Consider the following 408-nt stretch of genomic DNA (forward strand, 5'->3'; position numbering starts at 1 on the left):
CCGGCATCGTTGCGATCCTCGTCGGCCCTGGCGGGCCGACGCCACCTGCGCCTTGTTATCCGGCAGTCAGGCCAGCACCGAGTTGCGATCCTCGTCGGCCCTGGCGGGCCGACGCCACCGCGCCCTCGGCGGAGCCGTCGTCGACCAGGACCAGGTTGCGATCCTCGTCGGCCCTGGCGGGCCGACGCCACCACTTCGGCCGCGAAAACGTCCCGGGGCCTGTCGGTGTTGCGATCCTCGTCGGCCCTGGCGGGCCGACGCCACCGCGCATCCGGTCGATCAGACTGTCCACTTCGGCCGCGTTGCGATCCTCGTCGGCCCTGGCGGGCCGACGCCACTCCGGGGACAGCTCGGCGCGGTGGCGTCCGATCTGCAGGTTGCGATCCTCGTCGGCCCTGGCGGGCCGAC

Annotated in this window: 1 protein-coding gene; it reads right to left on the minus strand. The window is 73.3% G+C overall.

What is annotated here, in order from left to right:
* Positions 1 to 55: 55 nt before the first annotated feature.
* Positions 56 to 408 (minus strand): hypothetical protein (locus ABD691_RS33815; protein WP_425565193.1); only part of this gene is annotated, 353 nt, incomplete at its 5' end.

Origin of the sequence: Saccharopolyspora taberi (genome assembly GCF_039534165.1) — a bacterium.
GTDB classification, from domain to species: domain Bacteria; phylum Actinomycetota; class Actinomycetes; order Mycobacteriales; family Pseudonocardiaceae; genus Saccharopolyspora_D; species Saccharopolyspora_D taberi.